Origin of the sequence: Hansschlegelia plantiphila, from assembly GCF_027922265.1 — a bacterium.
In the GTDB taxonomy this organism is placed as follows: Bacteria; Pseudomonadota; Alphaproteobacteria; order Rhizobiales; family Methylopilaceae; genus Methylopila; species Methylopila plantiphila.
Genome location: NZ_BSFI01000008.1, coordinates 693,741 through 713,512, shown reverse-complemented (window position 1 = coordinate 713,512; position 19,772 = coordinate 693,741). Strand labels below are relative to the sequence as shown.

Here is a 19,772-nt window from a genome sequence, read left to right as displayed (position 1 = left end):
GCGGCGACCCGGTGAAGGGGACCGAGTTCATCGACATGCTGGAGCTGTTCCTGGCCGACGAGCGGACGGAGTCGATCGTGATGATCGGCGAGATCGGCGGCTCGGCGGAGGAGGACGCGGCGCAGTTCCTTAGCGACGAGGCGAGGCGCGGGCGCAAGAAGCCGACGGTCGGCTTCATCGCGGGCCGCACGGCGCCTCCCGGCCGGCGGATGGGCCACGCCGGGGCGATCATCTCGGGCGGCAAGGGCGGCGCGGAGGACAAGATCGCGGCGATGGAGGTGGCGGGCGTGCGCGTCTCGCCGTCCCCGGCCAGGCTTGGAAAGACACTGGTCGAATTGCTGAAGGGCTAAGCCGGACTGAAGGACGCAGAAAGATTATGTGAACCGGCGCCACGCGGTTTTCGCATTTGAGGCGTTCTATCCAAGCCTCACGCGGCATATATTGCAGTGCGAAGACGCTGCGCGCCCAACCAGAGGCTTATCTGATGTCACGCCAGGCGGCGAACGAGGCCTTCTCCCGCACCTCCTTCCTCTGGGGCGGGAACGCCGCCTATGTCGAGGACCTCCAGGCCCGCTATCTCGAGGATCCGTTTTCCGTAGATCCGGAATGGCGCGCCTTCTTCGAGGATCTGGGCGACGAGCCCGGCGCGGTCGAGAAGACCGCCGAGGGCCCGTCCTGGGAGAAGCCCAACTGGCCGATCCCGGCGAACGGCGAACTGGTCTCCGCGCTCGACGGAGACTGGGGCGCGATCGAGGTCGCCGTCGGCGACAAGCTGAAGGCGAAGGCCGCCGTCAAGGGCGACGCGCTCACCCCTGAACAGATCAAGGCCGCGACCCGCGATTCCACGCGCGCGCTGATGATGATCCGCGCCTACCGCATCCGCGGCCATCTCGCCGCCGACCTCGACCCGCTGAAGCTCGAGAAACGGCCGGACCGCGAGGAGCTCGAACCCGCCTCCTACGGCTTCGGGGACGACGATCTCGACCGCAAGATCTTCATCGACTACGTGCTCGGCCTCGAATTCGCGACCGTGCGCGAGATGCTCGCGATCCTGAAGCGGACCTATTGCTCCACGCTCGGCGTCGAATTCATGCACATCTCGGAGCCCGGCGAGAAGGCCTGGATCCAGGAGCGCATCGAAGGGCCCGACAAGGGCGTCGCCTTCACCCCCGAGGGCAAGAAGGCGATCCTCAACAAGCTCGTCGAGGCCGAGGGCTTCGAGAAGTTCCTCGACGTCAAATACACCGGCACCAAGCGCTTCGGGCTCGACGGCGGCGAGGCGATCGTCCCGGCGCTGGAACAGATCATCAAGCGCGGCGGGGCGCTCGGGGTGCGCGAGATCGTGGTCGGCATGGCCCATCGCGGCCGGCTCAACATCCTGAGCCAGGTGCTCGGCAAGCCGCACCGCGCGATCTTCCACGAGTTCAAGGGCGGCAGCTGGACGCCGGAAGAGGTCGAGGGATCGGGCGACGTCAAGTACCACCTCGGCGCCTCCTCGGACCGCGAGTTCGACGGCAACGCCGTCCATCTGTCGCTGACCGCGAACCCCTCGCATCTCGAGATCGTCGATCCGGTGGTGCTCGGAAAGGTGCGCGCCAAGCAGGACCAGCACCAGGACGTCGACCGCGTGCAGGTGCTGCCGCTTCTGATCCACGGCGACGCGGCCTTCGCGGGCCAGGGCGTGATCGCGGAGTGCTTCGGCCTGTCGGGCCTGCGCGGCCACAAGACCGGCGGCTCGCTGCATTTCATCATCAACAACCAGATCGGCTTCACGACGAGCCCGCGCAACGCGCGCTCCTCGCCCTACCCGTCCGACACCGCCAAGATGATCGAGGCGCCGATCTTTCACGTGAACGGCGACGACCCCGAGGCCGTCACCTTCGCCGCCAAGATCGCGACCGAGTTCCGGCAGAAGTTCCACAAGCCGGTGGTCATCGACATGTTCTGCTACCGGCGGTTCGGCCACAACGAGGGCGACGAGCCGGCGTTCACCCAGCCGCGGATGTACAAGATCATCCGCAACCACCCGACCGCGCTCGAGCTCTATTCCGAACGGCTCGAGCAGGAGGGCGTGATCAGGCCGGGCGAAGTCGACGAGATGCGCGCGGCCTTCCGCGCGAGGCTCGAGGCCGAATACGAGTCCGGCCAGGCCTACAAGCCGAACAAGGCCGACTGGCTGGACGGCCGCTGGTCCGGCATCAAGGCCGCGAAGGACCCCGACGACCCCCGTCGCGGCAAGACCGGGGTTCCGGTCGAGCGACTGAAGGAGCTCGGCCACAAGATCGCCTTCGCGCCCAAGGGCTTCAACGTTCATCGCACCATCCAGCGGCTGCTCGACAACCGCCTCAAGATGGTCGAGAGCGGCGAGGGCGTGGACTGGGCGATGGCAGAGGCGCTCGCCTTCGGCTCACTGCTGGCCGACGGCACGCCCGTGCGTCTCTCCGGCCAGGACGTCGAGCGCGGCACCTTCAGCCAGCGCCACTCCGTGCTGACCGACCAGGAGACCGAAGCCCGCTTCACGCCGCTCTCCAACCTCTCGCCGGAGCAGGCGCGCTTCGAGGTCATCAACTCGATGCTCTCGGAAGAAGCGGTGCTCGGCTTCGAATACGGCTACACGCTGGCCGAGCCGAACGCGCTCACGCTCTGGGAGGCGCAGTTCGGCGACTTCGCCAACGGCGCGCAGGTCATCGTCGACCAGTTCCTGTCGTCCGGCGAGCGCAAATGGCTGCGCATGTCGGGCCTCGTGATGCTGCTGCCGCACGGCTATGAGGGCCAGGGGCCGGAGCATTCCTCGGCGCGTCTGGAGCGCTATCTGCAGATGTGCGCCGAGGACAACATGCAGGTCGCGAACGTCACGACTCCGGCGAACTACTTCCACATCCTGCGTCGGCAGCTGGTGCGGGACTTCCGCAAGCCGCTGATCCTGATGACCCCGAAGTCGCTGCTGCGTCACAAGCGGGCGGTCTCGCCGCTGTCGATGATGGGCGAAGGCTCGGTGTTCCACAGGCTGCTGTGGGACGACGCCGAGCTCGACAAGAACTCGATGGTCAAGCTGAAGCCGGACTCAGACATCCGCCGGGTCGTGATGTGCTCCGGCAAGGTCTATTACGACCTGATCGAGGAGCGCGAGAAGCGCGGGATCGACGACGTCTACATCCTGCGCGTCGAACAGCTCTATCCGTTCCCGGTGAAGGCCGCCGTCAACGAACTCTCTCGCTTCAAGCAGGCGGAGGTCGTCTGGTGCCAGGAGGAGCCCAAGAACATGGGGTCCTGGTTCTTCGTCGAGACCTATATCGAATGGGTGCTGAACCAGATCGGCGCGCAGCACAGGCGCCCCCGTTACGCCGGCCGCCCGGCCTCGGCGGCGACCGCGACCGGGCTGATGTCCAAGCATCTCGCACAGCTTCAGGCGCTCCTGAGCGAGGCGCTCGGCTGACCGAATCTTCTGAAACTCCGCTTTCGAGCGGATTTCTCTATGAGAGAGTCGGAATTTCCTTTCGCGCCGCCTATCTTGCTCAGGCGCGTCCTGCGCCGCCGGCGCAACTGATGTTTATGGGAGACCCCGGCTTTCGGGGACGATCTGATGGCGACTGAAATCCGCGTTCCGACGCTCGGCGAATCCGTGACCGAGGCCACCATCGGCCGATGGTTCAAGAAGCCGGGCGAGACGGTCAACATCGACGAACCCATCGTCGAGCTCGAGACCGACAAGGTGACGCTGGAGGTTCCCGCCCCCGCGGCCGGCGTTCTGGGCCAGATCGAGGCTAAGGACGGCGAGACGGTGGGCGTCGGCGCGCTGCTCGGCTCTATCGAGGCTGGCTCCGGCGCAGCGCCTGCGCCCAAGAAGGCCGAACCCAAGCCGGCCGAGCCCGCCAAGGCCGCCGAGCCCGCGGCGATCAAGGACGACGCCAACGAGACCGCGCCCAAGACAGAGGCGAAGGCGAACGGCGCCGCTCCGGCGGATACGGGGCTCGCCCCTTCCGTGCGGCGGCTCGCCGAGGAGACCGGCGTCGACCCCTCCGGCGTCAAGGGCTCAGGTAAGGACGGCCGCGTCACCAAGGGCGACATGCTGGAGGCGGGCGCCGGCGGAGCGAAGGCGGAGGCCCCGGCGGCGCCCGCGCCTCAGCCCGTGAAGGCGCGCGCGCCGTCGGCCCCCGACGACGCGTCGCGCGAAGAGCGCGTGAAGATGACAAAGCTGCGGCAGACCATCGCCCGCAGACTGAAGGACGCGCAGAACGCGGCGGCCATGCTGACGACCTTCAACGAGGTCGACATGACCGAGGTCATGGCGCTGCGTTCGAAGTACAAGGACGTGTTCGAGAAGAAGCACGGGACGAAGCTCGGCTTCATGGGCTTCTTCGTGAAGGCCGTGATCCAGGCGCTGAAGGACATTCCTTCCGTCAACGCCGAGATCGACGGCGGCGACGTCGTCTACAAGAATTACTACCACATCGGAATCGCCGTCGGGACCGACAAGGGGCTGGTGGTGCCCGTCGTGCGCGACGCCGACCGGCTCGGTCTCGCAGGCGTGGAGAAGACCATCTCCGGCCTCGGCAAACGCGCCCGCGACGGCAAGCTCGGCATCGACGAGATGCAGGGCGGCACCTTCACCATCACCAATGGCGGGATCTACGGCTCGCTGATGTCGACGCCGATCCTGAACGCGCCGCAGTCCGGCATTCTTGGCATGCACAAGATCCAGGAGCGGCCGGTGGCGATCGGCGGCAAGGTCGAGATCCGCCCGATGATGTATCTCGCGCTGAGCTACGACCACCGCATGGTCGACGGCAAGGAGGCCGTCACCTTCCTCGTGCGCGTGAAGGAAAGCCTGGAGGATCCGTCGCGGCTCGTGATGGATCTGTAAGATCGGACATGGCCGACCCTTCAGCCCACCCGCGCGTCGAACCCCACCTCTGCGTCATCGACGGCGCGGCCGCGCTGGCGTTCTACCAGAAGGCGTTCGGGGCGAAGGTCGTCATGACCGTGCCGGCCCAGGACGGACTGAGGCTGATGCACGCCACCGTCCAGCTGTTTGGCGGCGAGATCCTCGTCCATGACGAATTTCCCGAGCATAGGGGCGAAGGCGTGGTGCGCTCGCCTTTCACCGTCCGGGGGCCAAGCGTCGCGATCAACGTGAACCTCGACAGGGCCGACGATGTCGACGCCGCCATGGCGCGCGCGGTCGGGGCCGGCGCGATTGTGGTGATGGAGCCGGAAAACACCTTCTGGAACGCGCGCTACGGCCGCATCCAGGATCCGTTCGGCCATGTCTGGGCGTTCAACGCGCCGTTGCCGGACGCCTGAAACCTACCGGAAAACGAAAGACTCCCATGGCTTACGATCTCGTCGTCATCGGCACCGGCCCCGGAGGCTATGTCTGCGCGATCCGCGCGGCGCAGCTCGGGCTGAAAGTGGCCGTGGTCGAGAAGCGCGCGACCCATGGCGGCACTTGCCTCAACGTCGGCTGCATTCCCTCGAAAGCGCTGCTCCACGCGTCCGAGCTGTTCGAGGAGGCCGGCCACAAGTTCGCGGGCATGGGCATCGGCGTCGGCGCGCCCAAGCTCGATCTCGCGCAGATGATGGCGTTCAAGCAGGACGGCGTCGACGGCAACGTCAAAGGCGTCGCCTTCCTGTTCAAGAAGAACAAGATCGAGACCTTCCACGGCGTCGCGAAGATCGCTGGCCCCGGCAAGGTCGAGGTCGCGCCCGAAGGCGGCGAGACGACGACCCTCGAGACCAAGGCGATCGTGATCGCGACTGGCTCGGACGTCGCGACGCTCAAGGGTCTCGACATCGACGAGAAGACCATCGTCTCCTCGACCGGGGCGCTTGCGCTCCCCGCCGTGCCGAAGAAGCTCGTCGTTGTCGGCGGCGGCGTCATCGGGCTGGAGCTCGGATCGGTCTGGCGCAGGCTCGGCGCCGAGGTGCTCGTCGTCGAGTTCCTCGACCGCATCCTGCCCGGCATGGACGTCGATCTCGGAAAGCAGTTCCACCGCCTGCTGGAGAAGCAGGGCATGGCGTTCAAGCTGGGCTCCAAGGTCACCGGCGCGACCAAGTCGGGCGAGCGGCTCGCCGTCGCCATCGAGCCCGCCAAGGGCGGCGAGACGGAGACCGTCGAGGCCGACGTGGTGCTCATCGCGATCGGCCGGGTCCCCTACACGCAAGGGCTCGGGCTCGAGGAGGCGGGCGTCGCGCTCGACGACCGGCGCCGGATCAAGACCGACGCGCACTTCAAGACCAGCGTCGACGGGATCTACGCCATCGGCGACGTCATCGCCGGCCCGATGCTCGCGCACAAGGCCGAGGACGAGGGCGTCGCGATCGCCGAGATTTTGGCGGGCAAGGCAGGCCACGTGAACTACGGGGTGATCCCGAACGTGGTCTACACCTATCCGGAGGTCGCCTCGGTCGGGAAAACCGAGGAGGAGCTGAAGGCCGACGGCGTCGACTACAAGGCCGGCAAGTTCCCCTTCACCGCCAACGGCCGCGCCAAGGCGAACGGCACGACGGAAGGCTTCGTGAAGATTCTCGCCGACGCCAGGACAGACCGGGTGCTCGGCGTCCACATCGTCGGGCCCGACGCCGGCACCCTGATCGGCGAGGTCGCGCTCGGCATGGAGTTTTCCGCGTCCGCCGAGGACATCGCCCGCACCTGCCACGCCCATCCGACGCTTTCGGAAGCGATCAAGGAGGCGGCGCTCGCCGTCGAGGGCCGCGCGATCCACATGTGAGGGCGGCGTCGTCGCTCAGGCCGCGTCCGAAAACATCTCCGCCGTCAGCCGGCCGCGATGCTCGAGTTCGGCTGGGCCGGTCATCAGGATGTGGTCGTCGCTTTCGCGCCAGACGATCCGCAGCGGGCCGCCCGGCAGGGTGACGATCACGTCGCGCCCGGTGCGCCCGGTGCGGGCCGCCGAGACCGCCGCGGCGCAGGCCGCCGTGCCGCAGGCGAGCGTCAGCCCCGCGCCGCGCTCCCACACCTTCAGCGTGATCGCCTCGCGGGAGGTGACCTTGGCGAGCGAGATGTTCGCCCGCTCGGGGAAGAGAGGGTGGCTCTCCAGCATCGGCCCCGCGCGGCGCAGGTCGACGACGGAAAGGTCGTTCACCCAGAAGATCGCATGTGGGTTGCCGACGTTCGCGACCGATGGCGAGTGGATCAGCGGCGCCTCGATCGGGCCGAGCTGAAGCTCGATCGCGCGGGTGTCGGCGAACGCCTCCGCGAGCGGAATGTCGGCCCAGCCGAACTTCGGCGCGCCCATGTCGACGGTCACTTCGCCGGGCCTAATCCCCGCTTCGCAGACGAGCAGACCGGCGGAGGTCTCCAGCGCCAGTTCCCGCACGCCAGTCTCCTGCATCAGCAGGTCGGCGACGCAGCGCGTGCCGTTGCCGCAGGCCGAGACCTCCGAGCCGTCGGCGTTGAGGATGCGCATGAAGGCGGCCGTTCCCGGCGTATGCGGGTCGTGCACCGCCATCAGTTGGTCGAAATGCGTCTCCCGGCGCCGCGACAGCGCGCGCGCGTCCTCGCCCGTGACGCGCGCGACGGAGCCGCGCAGGTCGACGACCAGGATCTCGTTCCCGAGACCGTTCATCTTGGCGTAAGGGCGGTCGTTCAGCACGGTCATCAGAAGGCCGAAGAGAGTGTCAGCGGCCCTCTATATGCGCCTTCCCCGGCGATTTCGCGAGCGAGGGTCGCCGTCTATTCGACGGCGGCGACCGTCTCGGCGCCGCCGCGCGAGGACAGGCCCCAGACCCCCTCGGAGCCCCAGCTGACCGTGAGCGCGAGCAGCGCGAGCGCCGCGATGCGCGACGGCCAGCACGAGAACGCGCGGCGGAACAGATTTCGTATAGAATTCATAATCATGGCTCTCTCCCCTTCGGGCGGTCCAGGATTCGCGCGCACGGTGGCGACACGTCGATACTGAAATTTTTGCAGTGTCTTCTAGAGTCTAGACTTCGTCGCAGCTCTTGCTGCAACTGCGAGATGCAGTCTCTGCTATTGTCACCATAGCCGATCTTGCCAGGCTTAAGAAGCCGGCGCCCCGCCGCGCGTCGCTCGGTCGCGGTTGGTATCCCTCAGGTTGACGCTCAGGCCCTCAAGCTGTAGGTGACGCTGCATCTGACGAGGTCAGACGACCAGCCAAGCCGCCCGTCCCAAGAGGCCGGGGGGTCAACGTCCGCCGACGCGATGCGTCCGCGGGCGCGTTTTGCGTTGGACGCCATGACCGCGTCGACCCTGATTGAGGACGGGCCGAGAGGCGCATGTTCGACGCTCTGACAGACCGCCTCGGCGGCATTCTGGACCGGCTCACCCGGCGCGGCGCCCTGACCGAGGCCGACGTCGCGGAGGCGATGCGCGAGGTGCGCCGCGCGCTGATCGAGGCCGACGTCGCGCTCGAGGTCGCCCGCGACTTCATCGACCGGGTCAAGGCGCGCGCGGTCGGCGTCGACGTCGTCAAGTCGGTCACCCCCGGCCAGATGGTCGTCAAGATCGTCCATGACGAGCTCGTCGCCATGCTCGGCTCGGAGGCCGAGGGAATCAGCCTCGCGGCCGCGGCGCCCGTGCCGATCCTGATGGTCGGCCTGCAGGGCTCGGGCAAGACGACGTCGACAGCCAAGATCGCGCGCCGCCTCGTCACCCGCGAGAAGCGCAAGGTGCTGATGGCCTCGCTCGACACGCGGCGCCCCGCCGCGATGGAGCAGCTTGCGACGCTCGGACAGCAGACCGGCGTGCCGACCCTGCCGATCGTGGCCGGCCAGAGCGCCGTGCAGATCGCCCGGCGCGCGATGGAGGCCGGCCGCCTCGGCGGCTACGACGTCGTGCTGCTCGACACAGCCGGACGCACGACCATCGACGACGCGCTGATGGCGGAAGTCGTCGAGGTCAAGCGCGCGGTCAATCCGCACGAGGTCCTGCTCGTCGCCGACGCGCTGACCGGCCAGGACGCCATCGTCACCGCGCGCGCCTTCGACCAGGCGCTGGGCGTCACCGGCATCGTGCTGACGCGTCTCGACGGCGACGGGCGTGGCGGCGCCGCGCTCTCGATGCGGGCGGTGACGGGCAAGCCGATCAAGCTGGTCGGCACCGGAGAGAGCTTTGACGCGGTCGACGAGTTCGACCCGCAGCGCGTCGCCAACCGCATCCTCGGCATGGGCGACGTGGTCGCGCTGGTCGAGAAGGCGGCGGCCTCGATCGACGCCGAGCAGGCGGCCAAGACCGCCGAGCGGATGCGCAAGGGTCAGTTCGATCTGAACGACCTGAAGGATCAGCTCAACCAGATGCAGAAGCTCGGCGGCATGTCGGGCGTGATGTCGATGCTGCCGGGCGTCGCCAACCTCAAGAAGCAGATGGCGGGCGCCAATCTCGACGAGGGCATGTTCAAGCGGCAGGCCGCGATCATCGATTCGATGACCAAGGCCGAGCGCAGGAATCCCGACCTCCTCAAGGCGAGCCGCAAGAAGCGCGTCGCCGCGGGCTCCGGCTCGAAGGTCGAGGACGTCAACAAGCTGCTGAAGATGCACCGCCAGATGGCGGACATGATGAAGCTGATGGGCAAGGGCGCCAAGTCCGGCCGCGGCCCGCTCGCCGGCCTCGGCGCGGCGCTCGGCTTCGGCGGCGGCCAGCCGCAGATCCCGCCCGAGGCGCTCGAGGAGATGCAGAAGAACGGCATGCCGAAGGGCCTGCCGCCCGGTTTCCCGGGCGCGGGCGGCGGTCTGCCTCCGGGCTTTCCGGGCATGGGCGGCGGCCCGAAGCTGCCGGGGCTCGGCGGCTTTCCGGGGTTCGGGAAGAAGAAATGAGATTTCCGGATCGTCCCGGCCGAGCGAGAGCCGGGGCTGTCCGCAAGACTGAACGTAAATCCTGAAAACGATCCCGGCCTTCACGCGGCTCCGCCCGCTCCGGCCGGGATGACGACAATCGAGAAAAGGAAAGAGAAATGTCCCTGAAGATCCGGCTCGCCCGCGGCGGCGCCAAGAAGCGTCCGTTCTACCGCATCGTCATCGCCGACTCGCGCTACCCCCGCGACGGCCGCTTCATCGAGCGCATCGGCTCGTTCGATCCGCTGCTCGCCAAGGATCACGCCGACCGCGTGAAGCTCGACCTCGACAAGGCCAAGGAGTGGCTGGCCAAGGGCGCGACCCCGACCGACCGCGTCCACCGCTTCCTCGACGACGCCGGCCTGATGAAGCGCCCGGCGCGCAACAACCCGACGAAGGGCGAGCCCGGCAAGAAGGCTCAGGAGCGCGCCGCCGCCGCCAAGGCTGCGGCCGGCGCCGGCGAAGAGGCGGCTGCGTAAGGCGACCGCTCCATTCGGGTCTCGGCTCGGGAGCCGGGACCGACCGGGCGTTCGCTCGGAACCACGTCGTCGTCCTCCGGCTTGGCCGGGGGACCCATGTTTGGGCGTAGCGCTCCAGGCCCGAGATGGGTGGTCCGGTCAAGCCGGACCACAACGAGCCCATTCATACCGTTCGCCGGCGACATCGCTCCATGCCCCTCCCCCGCCTTGTCCAGATCGGCGTGATCGGCGCCGCGCACGGCGTCCGCGGGGAGCTCCGCGTGAAGTCGTTCACGGGCGAGCCTGCGGCGCTCGCGCGCTATGGCGAGCTCAGCGATCCGTCGGGCGGCCGCAGTTTCGCCGTCGAGAGCTTCAGGCCGCTGAAGGACGACATGCTCGTCGTGCGCTTCAGGGGGATCGCCACCCGCGAAGCTGCGGAAGCGCTGACGGGAACCGGCCTGTTTCTCCCTCGCGAGGCATTGCCGGACAGCGGCGACGAGGACGAGTTCTACCATGCCGACCTGATCGGCCTCAGGGTCGAGAGCCCGGACGGGACGCCGCTCGGCGAGGTCGTGGCGCTGCAGAATTTCGGAGCCGACGATCTGATGGAGATCCGCCTCGCCGACGAGAGGCGCACCGTCTACCTGCCCTTCACGAAGGCGGTCGTGCCTGTGGTCGACGTCGCCGGCGGCCGGGTCGTGGTCGACCCGCCGGACGGCGCGCTGGACGAGAGCGGACCCGAGACTGCGGCCTAGCGCGCGGTCGCGGAAGCCGTACGATCGGAGCCGGCGCGCACCGAACGCCGGCCGAGCCGTTCCTCAGCGCGACGGTCCTGTGCGCGGCGAGCGCGGCGGCTCGCCGCGTCCCGGGACTCAGGCGGCGAGCCGACGCTCCACGATGCGGGCGAGCAGGCTCGCGCCGACCGGGAGGATGGCGTCGTCGAGGATGAAACCCGGGTTGTGGAGCGGCAGGTCGCCGGAATGGCCGACCCGGGCGTAACAGCCCGGCGCCTTCTGCAGCATGTCGGCGAAGTCCTCCGAGCCCATCATCGGCCGAGGCTGCGTGATCAGGCCTTCGTCCCCGACGATCTCGCGCGCGGCCTCCGCCATCGCCTCGGTCTCGGCCTCGTGGTTGATCAGAACGTCGAAGACGGAGCGCAGGTCCAGTCCGATCTCGACAGCATGGGCCGCGGCGACGCCGTCGCAGATCTCCTTCATCCGACGGCGCGCGATCTCCATCACCTCCGGCCTGAAGGCGCGGATCGTGCCGGTGAGCGTCGCCTCCTCGGGAATCACGTTGTAGGCCGATCCGGCATGGACCTGCGTGATCGACAGCACCAGAGCCTCGAAGGGATCGGCGTTGCGGCTGACGATCGACTGCAACGCCTGAACGAGCGCCGCCGCGGCGACGATCGGGTCGCTCGACAAATGCGGCATGGCCGCGTGGCTGCCGGCGCCCGTGATGGTGATGTCGAAGAAGTCCGCCGCCGCCATGGCGGGACCGGGAAACACCGAGATCTGACCGGCCTCGATGTACGGATCGTTGTGCAGCCCGTAGATCTCGTCGACCGGAAAGCGCTCGAACAGTCCGTCGGCGATCATCGCGCGGGCGCCTCCCAGGCCCTCCTCCGCCGGCTGGAACACGAAGATCGCCGTTCCCTTGAAGTCGCGCTTTTCCGCGAGATAGCGCGCGGCGCCGAGCAGCATCGTGGTGTGGCCGTCATGGCCGCAGCCGTGGAAGACGCCGGGATTCTGCGATCGGTACGGCAGGTTCGTCGTCTCGACGATCGGCAGCGCGTCCATGTCGGCGCGCAGCCCGATCCTCCGGCCGGGCCCGCCCCTGCCTTCGAGCACGCCGACGACGCCCGTCTTGCCGAGTCCGCGGTGCACCTCGACGCCGTAGGACGCGAGTTTCTCGGCGACGACGCCGGACGTCCGCACCTCCTGGAACCCGATCTCGGGATGGGCGTGGAGGTCGTGACGGATCGCCTTGAGCTCGTCGGCGAAGGCGAGGATTTCGGCAAGCGCGGGCATCGTCGTCAGCCTTTCTTCTCTACGTTCCAGAACAGCGGGATGGGTGATTTCACGATCCCGCTCAGCGACGACCGCCAGGCCGACGGGCTGCGAAACTGGCCGAGCGGCACGTAGATCACCTGATCATAGGCGCGCGCCTGCACCGCCTTCGCGGTTTCGCGGCGCTTGTCGTCGGTGTCGGCGGCGACGTAGGCGGCCCTCAGTCTTTCGAGCTCCGGGTCGTCCGGCCAGCCGAAGAAGCCCTTCTTTCCGCGACCGTTGATCATCGGATTGACCAGCGGGCTCCAGATCTCGGGGATGACCCAGTTGGTGAAGAACATGTTCCAGCCGCCCTCGGCCGGGGGCTTCATGCTGGCGCGCCGGGCGACCAGAGTCTGCCAGTCCATCGGCTGGAGGTCGACCTTGAAGCCCGCCTTCTCCAGAAGCTGGGCGGCGACGATCGGTTGCTGCGCGGTCGCGACGGTGTCGGTCGGCTGCATGATGACGATCGGCTTGCCGTCGTAGCCCGCCTCCTTGAGCAGAGCCTTGGCCTTTTCGAGATCGCCGCCCTTGCCGATCGTGGCGGCGCCGTCGCCGACCTCGGTCGAGAGCGGCGTGCCGCAGCCATACATCGAGGGGCAGAGCTGATAGTAGGCGGGATCGCCGACGACAGCCTGAAGCACGCTCTCCTGATTGAGCGCGTAAAGCGCCGCGCGCCTGACGCGCACGTCGTCGAACGGCGGGTGGAGGAAGTTCATCCGCCCCATCGTCTGGTAGCCAAGCTCGTTATAGACGCCGATGGTGATGTCGTCAGGCGACGCCTGGAGCAGCGGCAGAAGATCGATCTGCGGCTGCTCGAGATAATCGATCTCGCCGGAGATCAACGCGTTCACCGCGGTCTGGGCGTCGGGCATGTTGATCCACTCGACCCGGTCCACATTGGCTTTCTTGCCGCCCGCGAGCCAGTCCGCCGGCTCCGGGCGCGGCGTGTACTTCTCGAACTTCTCGTAGACGACGCGGTCGCCCGGCCTGAACTCGGAGGCCACGAAGCGGAACGGCCCGGAGCCGATGATTTCCTTGATCGGCTCCGTGGGCGGGGTCTCGGCCAGCCGCTTCGGCATCATGAACGGCACGAGCGACGCGGGCTTGGCGAGCAGCTCAAGCACGTAAGGGAACGGCTTCGAGAGCGCCAGGGTGATGGTCCTGGCGTCGGTCGCGGTCAGGCTTGCGACGGAGTCCATCATCACCTGTCCGCCGGCGTCGCGCGCCGCCCAGCGCTTCAGCGAGGCGACGCAGTCCTCCGCCGTGACGGGCGTCCCATCGTGCCAGAACAGCCCGTCGCGAAGCGTGAAGGTGTAGGTGAGCTTGTCGTCCGAGACCTTGAAGTCCGCCATCTGCGGCGTCGGCTGGTACTTGCCGTTCATCGAGAGCAGCGTGTCGAAGACCATGTAGCCATGGTTTCGGGTGATGTGCGCCGTGGTGATGATCGGGTCGAGAATGTTTATCCCCGAATGCATCACCGCGCGGATGGTCGTCGCCTGAGCGGCCGGCGCCGAAAGCGTGAATGCGGCCGCTGTGAGAAGGCTCGCGGCGGCGCTCGCCAGCCAACGGATGGGTGACGCGGTCATGGCGATCCCCTCTTGCTTGCCGTCCCGCGTCCTGCGCGGCGGGGGCGATCATAGGCCGCAAACCGGAAACGCCTAGCGACTGGGCGCGCACAAATACGCGGCGCCGATGGCGATCGATTGCTCATCCGGACCCGCCGCGACGCGTTTCGGCGACGAAGCTCAGGGCCGCCCGAATGGCACGATCTCTGCAGCCCTTCTCGTGGCATGCAGGACGCCAGCGTCCCTGGACGCCGGCCATGAAGGGGACTTTCATGGATCGCCGCAGCTTCATCCAGGCCTCGGTCGCCGCCGGATTCATCGGCGCCACGGGCGGCCTGTCAGCCCCGGCGATCGCGCAGGCGGGGCGCAAGACGCTCAAATTCGTCCCACAGGCCAACCTCGCCAATTTCGATCCGATCTGGGGCACCCAATACGTCGTCCGGAACGCCGCGGCGCTCGTCTGGGACACGCTCTACGGCGTCGACGAGAAACTGCAGCCGCAACGCCAGATGGTGGAGTCCGAGACGGTCTCCGACGACGGTCTGGTCTGGACCTTCAAGCTTCGATCAGGGCTCAAGTTCCACGACGGCGAGGCGGTGCTTGCGAAAGACGCGGTCGCGAGTCTGGCCCGCTGGTCGGCGCGTGACCCGATGGGCCTGATGATCAAGGCGCTTCAGAACGAGCTCGTCGCGGTCGACGACCTGACCTTTAGATGGTCGCTGAAGCAGCCCTATCCGAAGATGCTGCTCGCGCTCGGCAAGAACAACGCGCCGTGCTCCTTCGTAATGCCTGAGCGCCTCGCTCAGACTGATCCCTTCACCCAGATCAAGGAATACATCGGCTCCGGGCCGATGAAGTTCGCCCAGAAGGAATGGGTTCCCGGCGCGATCGCGGTCTTCGAGAAGTTCGAGGACTACAAGTCCCGCGACGAGCCATCCTCCTGGCTCGCCGGCGGCAAGCGCATGATGCTTGACCGCATCGAATGGATCATCATGCCGGACCCGGCGACCGCCCTGTCGGCGCTCCAGAACGGAGAGATCGACTGGTGGGAGAATCCGCTCTCCGATCTCGTGCCGGTGCTGCAGGGCGCCTCCGACGTCACGGTCGACATCGCCGATAAGCTCGGCAATGTCGGAGCGTTCCGGATGAACCACCTCTATCCGCCGTTCGACAAGGTCGAGATCCGGCGCGCGGTGCTCACCGCCATGAACCAGGAAGACTACATGCGCGCGATCGTCGGCTCCGACGACGCGCTGTGGAAGCCGATGCCGGGCTTCTTCACCCCGGGGACCCAGTTCTATTCGGAGCAGGGCGGCGACATCATGAAGATGAAAAATCTGGACGCCGCCAAGAAGCTGCTGGAGCAGGCGGGTTACGCCGGCGAGCCGGTCACCTGCGTCGTGGCGCAGGACCAGTCGATCACCAAGGCGCAGGGCGACGTCACCGCCGACCTCCTTCGCCGCATGGGCATGACCGTCGATTTCGTGGCGACCGACTGGGGCACGGTCGGCTCGCGCCGCGCCTCGAAGAAGCCGCCGAAAGACGGCGGCTGGAACATGTTTCACACCTGGCACGCGGGCGCCGACTGCCTGTCCCCCGCCGGCTACAACGCGCTGCGCGCCAACGGCGAGAAGGCCTGGTTCGGCTGGCCCAACAGCCCGAAGACGGAGGAAGGCATCGCCGAATGGTTCTCGGCGGCGGACGTCGAAGCTGAGAAGGCCGCGCTCGCCAGGACCAACGAGGCCGCGGTGAACGACGTCGTCTACGGCGTCACCGGCTTCTTCCTGAGCTATCAGGCGTGGCGCAACGACGTGCAGGGCGTCCGCGAGGGTCCGCTGCCGTTCTTCTGGGACGTCACCAAGGCATGACGGAGCGCGGGCGATGACCTCCGTCATCCTCCGCCGCGTGCTCTCCACGATCCCCGTCATGGCGATCGTGGCGCTGTTCGTGTTCAGCCTGCTCTACATCGCGCCGGGCGATCCCGCGGCGGTGATCGCCGGCGACCAGGCTTCGCCGGAGGACGTCGAGAAGATCAGGCAGGGGCTTGGCCTCGACCGGCCCTATCTCGTGCGCTTCGTCGAATGGGTCTTCCAGATCCTGCACGGCGATCTCGGCACGTCGATCTTCACCAACATGCCGGTCACCACGCTGATCGCGCAGCGCGTCGAGCCGACGCTCTCGCTGATGCTGATGACGCTGGTCATGGCCGTCGCCGTCGCCGTCCCGATGGGCGTGATCGCCGCCTGGAAGGCCGACACCTGGATTGACCGCGCCGCGATGGGCTTCGCGGTGTTCGGCTTCTCCACGCCGGTGTTCGTCGTCGGCTACCTCATCGCCTACGTCTTCGCGCTGAAGCTCGGCTGGTTTCCCGTGCAGGGCTATCAGCCGATCGCGCGCGGTGTCGGCCCGTGGCTGTCGAGCCTCATCCTGCCTTCCGTCACGCTCGCCTTCGTCTACATCGCGCTGATCGCGCGGATCACCCGGGCCGCGATGCTCGACGTGCTGAGCCAGGATTACATCCGCACGGCCAAGGCCAAGGGCGTCGGCCAGCGGGCGATCCTTTTCGTGCATGCGCTGAAGAACGCCGCGGTGCCGATCGTCACCGTCATCGGCATCGGCGTCGCGCTGCTGATCGGCGGCGCCGTGGTGACGGAGAGCGTGTTCGCGATCCCGGGCCTCGGCCGGCTCATCGTCGACGCGATCCTGCGGCGCGACTACCCCGTCATCCAAGGCGTGGTGCTGCTGTTCAGTCTCGTCTACGTGCTGGTGAACCTGGGGGTCGACCTCGTCTACACCCTCGTCGACCCGCGGATCCGCTACTGATGGCCGCCGCGATCAGCCTCGCCCCGCCGCCTGGGCTCGCGATCGCCGAGGAGCTTCCCGACGTCCTGCCGGCCCGCGAGCCGTTGAAGGGCTTCGCCGGCTTCATCCGCCGCCGGCCGTCGCTCGCCTTCGGCGCCGGATTGCTGGTCGTGATGCTGTTTTTCGCCGTGTTCGCGCCGTGGCTCGGCACAGTCGACCCCGGCGCGCTCGCCACCTCGAAACGCCTGCGCCCGCCCTCCGCTGAGGCCTGGTTCGGCACCGACATGCTCGGTCGCGACCTCTATTCGCGCGTGGTCTACGGCGCGCGGGTCTCGCTCGCGGTCGGCTTCCTCGTCGCGCTGTTCTCCTCCGCGCTCGGTCTCGCCGTCGGTCTCGTCGCCGGCATGGTGCGCTGGATCGACGGCGTCTTCATGCGGCTGATCGACGGGATGATGTCGATTCCGCCCATCCTGCTCGCGGTCGCGCTGATGGCGCTCACGCGCGGCAGCCTGCAGAACGTCGTGATTGCGATCACCCTCGCCGAGATTCCGCGCGTGGCCCGCCTCGTGCGCAGCGTGGTCCTTTCCCTGCGCGAGCAGCCTTACGTCGACGCAGCCGTCGCCGCGGGGACGTCGACGCCGATGATCGTCATCCGCCACATCCTTCCGAACACGCTCGCGCCCATGACGGTGCAGGCGACGTACATCTGCGCCTCCGCGATGATCGTGGAGGCGATCCTGTCCTTCATCGGCGCCGGCGTGCCGCCGATCACGCCGTCCTGGGGGAACATCATGGCCGAGGGCCGGGCGCTCTGGCAGGTCAAGCCGACGCTGGTGTTCTTCCCCGCCGCCTTTTTGTCGCTCACCGTGCTGGCCGTGAACCTCGTCGGCGACGGCCTGCGCGACGCGCTCGACCCCCGCATGGCGAAGAGCCTGTGATGGCTGCGCGGCCGGACTCGCTTCGTCATGCCCGACCGCAGCAGGTCGGGCATCCACGACTTGGGCGTGGAGCTCGACGCCGTAGCCATCGGCGCTCGCGCGAAGGCGCGGGCTTAGCGGCCGAACGGCCGGAGCGAACCTGATGCCCCTGCTCGAAGTCGACCGCCTGCAGACCCACTTCCGAACGCCGGACGGCGTCAACCGGGCGGTCGACGGCGTGTCGTTCAGTGTCGACAGGGGCGAGACGCTGGCGGTCGTCGGCGAGAGCGGCTGCGGCAAGTCGGTCACCGCCATGTCGATCATGCGCCTGATCGCCGAGCCGCCGGGAAAGTCCGCGGGCGAGATCCGTTTCGAGGGCCGCGACCTCCTGAAGCTTCCGGAAAGGGAGATGCGGAAGATCCGCGGCGCCGCCATCTCGATGATCTTCCAGGAGCCGATGACGAGCCTGAACCCGGTGCTGAAGATCGGCCGGCAGATCGGCGAGAGCATGCGCCTTCACCAGGGCCTCGACCGCGGCCAGGCGGAGGCGAAGGCGGTGGAGATGCTGACGCTCGTCGGCATTCCCGAGCCGAAGCGGCGCTCGGGCGAGTATCCGCATCAGCTCTCCGGCGGCATGCGCCAGCGCGTGATGATCGCGATGGCGCTCGCGTGCTCGCCGAAGCTGCTGATCGCCGACGAGCCCACCACCGCGCTCGACGTGACCATCCAGGCCCAGATTCTCGACCTGATGCGCGACCTCAAGGTCCGCGTCGGCGCGGCGATCCTGATCATCACCCACGATCTCGGCGTGGTGGCGGAGGTCGCCGACCGGGTGGTCGTGATGTACGCCGGCCGCAAGGTCGAGGAGGCGCCTGTCCGGCAGCTGTTCGCGAAGCCGAGGCACCCGTACACGCGCGGCCTGCTCGCCGCGGTCCCGAGGCTGGGTTCGTCGCTGGGCGGCCGACCGGGGAGGCTCGCGGAAATCCCCGGCATCGTGCCGAGCCTGAAGACGAAGATCGAGGGCTGCGTGTTCGCGAGCCGCTGCCCCGAGGTGGAGGAGGTCTGCCTCCGGTTCGCGCCGGCGCTCGAGGCGAAGGCGGCCGGCCACCTCGCCGCCTGCCACCACGCGGTTCGCGGACGGGAGGAGGCCGCGTGAGCGCCTCCCTGCTCGAAGTGAACGACCTCGAGATGCACTTCCCGCTAGGCCGCGGCCTGTTCGGCGGCGTCCGCCGCTTCGTCTATGCGGTGGACGGGCTGTCGTTTCGCGTCGAGCGCGGCGAGACGCTGTCGATCGTGGGCGAGAGCGGCTGCGGCAAGTCCACGGTCGGCCGCGCCGTCCTGCGGCTGCTCAAGCCGACCGCCGGGCAGGTGGTGCTCGGCGGCGTCCGGATCGACGACATGTCGTCGGGCGCGCTCCGGCCGATGCGCCGTCGAATCCAGGTGGTCTTCCAGGACCCGTTCTCGAGCCTCAACCCGCGCATCCGCGTGCGCGACGCGCTGGCCGAGCCGATGAACAATTTCGGCCTCGCCAAGAGCCGCGCCGAGCGCGACCGCAAGCTCAACGCGCTGATGGACAAGGTCGGACTGCCGCGCGAGGCGCTCGGCCGCTGGCCGCACGAATTCTCCGGCGGCCAGCGCCAGCGTATCGGCATCGCCCGTGCGCTCGCGGCCGAGCCCGACATCATCGTCTGCGACGAAGCGGTCTCGGCTCTCGACGTGTCGGTCAAGGCGCAGATCGTGAACCTGCTCGGCGACCTGCAGCAGGAGCTGGGTCTCGCACTGCTGTTCATCAGCCACGATCTGGCGATCGTCGAACACATGACCCACCGCGTCGCGGTGATGTATCTCGGCAAGATCGTGGAGATCGGAACCAAGCGGCAGATATTCGCGCGTCCGCGCCACCCCTACACCGAGACGCTGCTCTCGGCCGTTCCGGTGCCGGATCCCGACGCGCCGCGCCGCCGCATCATACTGAAGGGCGACGTGCCGAGCCCGATCAATCCGCCCAGGGGCTGCCGCTTTCACACCCGCTGCCCTTACGCGTTCGATCGCTGCCGAACCGAGGAGCCCCGCCTTCGGGAGGTCGAGAGGGGCCACGAGGCCGCCTGCCATCTGAACGACAGGCCGGCGGAGGACAACCCGCTGCTGAGCGGGGCGCGGGCATGA

General features: G+C 68.0%; 16 protein-coding genes and 1 pseudogene. 13 read left to right on the top strand and 4 right to left on the bottom strand.

What is annotated here, in order from left to right:
• From PKE75_RS13115 to lpdA, 5 genes and pseudogenes are all read left to right on the top strand, one after another.
• Window positions 1-350, top strand: a pseudogene (locus tag PKE75_RS13115) (succinate--CoA ligase subunit alpha); the annotation flags it as partial.
• Between the two features lie 134 nt (window positions 351-484).
• Window positions 485-3,436: a 2-oxoglutarate dehydrogenase E1 component gene (locus tag PKE75_RS13110; RefSeq protein WP_271169168.1), complete on the top strand. Its 2,952-nt coding sequence runs from the start codon at window positions 485-487 to the stop codon at window positions 3,434-3,436.
• 147 nt (window positions 3,437-3,583) lie between these two features.
• Window positions 3,584-4,864: a 2-oxoglutarate dehydrogenase complex dihydrolipoyllysine-residue succinyltransferase gene (gene odhB / locus PKE75_RS13105; protein ID WP_271169167.1), complete on the top strand. Its 1,281-nt coding sequence runs from the start codon at window positions 3,584-3,586 to the stop codon at window positions 4,862-4,864.
• An 8-nt stretch (window positions 4,865-4,872) separates the two neighbouring features.
• Window positions 4,873-5,304, top strand: coding sequence for a VOC family protein (locus PKE75_RS13100; protein WP_271169166.1), 432 nt, complete (start codon window positions 4,873-4,875; stop codon window positions 5,302-5,304).
• Window positions 5,305-5,330: 26 nt separating this feature from the next.
• A complete protein-coding gene (gene lpdA, locus PKE75_RS13095; RefSeq protein WP_271169165.1) occupies window positions 5,331-6,731 on the top strand; it encodes a dihydrolipoyl dehydrogenase in 1,401 nt (466 codons plus the stop codon).
• A gap of 15 nt (window positions 6,732-6,746) precedes the next feature.
• On the opposite strand, the gene dapF is transcribed toward lpdA, so the two are convergent.
• Window positions 6,747-7,619: a diaminopimelate epimerase gene (gene dapF / locus PKE75_RS13090; protein WP_271169164.1), complete on the bottom strand. Its 873-nt coding sequence runs from the start codon at window positions 7,617-7,619 to the stop codon at window positions 6,747-6,749.
• A gap of 74 nt (window positions 7,620-7,693) precedes the next feature.
• Window positions 7,694-7,858 (bottom strand): hypothetical protein, encoded by a 165-nt coding sequence (locus PKE75_RS13085; RefSeq protein WP_271169163.1) that lies wholly within the window; start codon window positions 7,856-7,858, stop codon window positions 7,694-7,696.
• A 398-nt stretch (window positions 7,859-8,256) separates the two neighbouring features.
• Between PKE75_RS13085 and ffh the strand changes: the two genes are divergently transcribed.
• The 3 genes from ffh (at window position 8,257) to rimM (ending at window position 11,023) form a co-directional block, all read left to right on the top strand.
• Window positions 8,257-9,792 (top strand): signal recognition particle protein, encoded by a 1,536-nt coding sequence (gene ffh / locus PKE75_RS13080; protein ID WP_271169162.1) that lies wholly within the window; start codon window positions 8,257-8,259, stop codon window positions 9,790-9,792.
• A gap of 137 nt (window positions 9,793-9,929) precedes the next feature.
• Window positions 9,930-10,289, top strand: a complete 360-nt coding sequence (gene rpsP, locus PKE75_RS13075; RefSeq protein ID WP_271169161.1) for a 30S ribosomal protein S16 — start codon at window positions 9,930-9,932, stop codon at window positions 10,287-10,289.
• 191 nt (window positions 10,290-10,480) lie between these two features.
• The gene (gene rimM, locus PKE75_RS13070) at window positions 10,481-11,023 is read left to right on the top strand and encodes a ribosome maturation factor RimM (RefSeq protein ID WP_271169160.1); all 543 of its coding nucleotides are present in this window, start codon (window positions 10,481-10,483) and stop codon (window positions 11,021-11,023) included.
• 117 nt (window positions 11,024-11,140) lie between these two features.
• Here the strand turns inward: rimM and PKE75_RS13065 are convergent, their stop codons facing one another.
• Both PKE75_RS13065 and PKE75_RS13060 read right to left on the bottom strand, forming a co-directional pair.
• Entirely contained in the window at window positions 11,141-12,301 is a 1,161-nt protein-coding gene (locus tag PKE75_RS13065) for a M20 aminoacylase family protein (RefSeq protein WP_271169159.1), read from the bottom strand.
• A 5-nt stretch (window positions 12,302-12,306) separates the two neighbouring features.
• Window positions 12,307-13,908, bottom strand: coding sequence for an ABC transporter substrate-binding protein (locus PKE75_RS13060; RefSeq protein WP_271169158.1), 1,602 nt, complete (start codon window positions 13,906-13,908; stop codon window positions 12,307-12,309).
• 251 nt (window positions 13,909-14,159) lie between these two features.
• Here PKE75_RS13060 and PKE75_RS13055 point away from each other — a divergent pair, with 251 nt between their 5' ends.
• The 5 genes from PKE75_RS13055 (at window position 14,160) to PKE75_RS13035 (ending at window position 19,772) form a co-directional block, all read left to right on the top strand.
• The gene (locus PKE75_RS13055) at window positions 14,160-15,755 is read left to right on the top strand and encodes an ABC transporter substrate-binding protein (RefSeq protein ID WP_271169195.1); all 1,596 of its coding nucleotides are present in this window, start codon (window positions 14,160-14,162) and stop codon (window positions 15,753-15,755) included.
• Window positions 15,756-15,768: 13 nt separating this feature from the next.
• Complete coding sequence (locus PKE75_RS13050) at window positions 15,769-16,710, top strand: ABC transporter permease (RefSeq protein ID WP_271169157.1); 942 nt, start codon at window positions 15,769-15,771, stop codon at window positions 16,708-16,710.
• Window positions 16,710-17,627, top strand: coding sequence for an ABC transporter permease (locus tag PKE75_RS13045; RefSeq protein ID WP_271169156.1), 918 nt, complete (start codon window positions 16,710-16,712; stop codon window positions 17,625-17,627). The genes PKE75_RS13050 and PKE75_RS13045 overlap by 1 nt, the downstream gene beginning before the upstream one ends.
• A 142-nt stretch (window positions 17,628-17,769) precedes the next feature.
• Complete coding sequence (locus PKE75_RS13040) at window positions 17,770-18,762, top strand: ABC transporter ATP-binding protein (protein WP_271169155.1); 993 nt, start codon at window positions 17,770-17,772, stop codon at window positions 18,760-18,762.
• Window positions 18,759-19,772 (top strand): ABC transporter ATP-binding protein, encoded by a 1,014-nt coding sequence (locus tag PKE75_RS13035; protein WP_271169154.1) that lies wholly within the window; start codon window positions 18,759-18,761, stop codon window positions 19,770-19,772. Before PKE75_RS13040 ends, PKE75_RS13035 begins: the two co-directional genes overlap by 4 nt.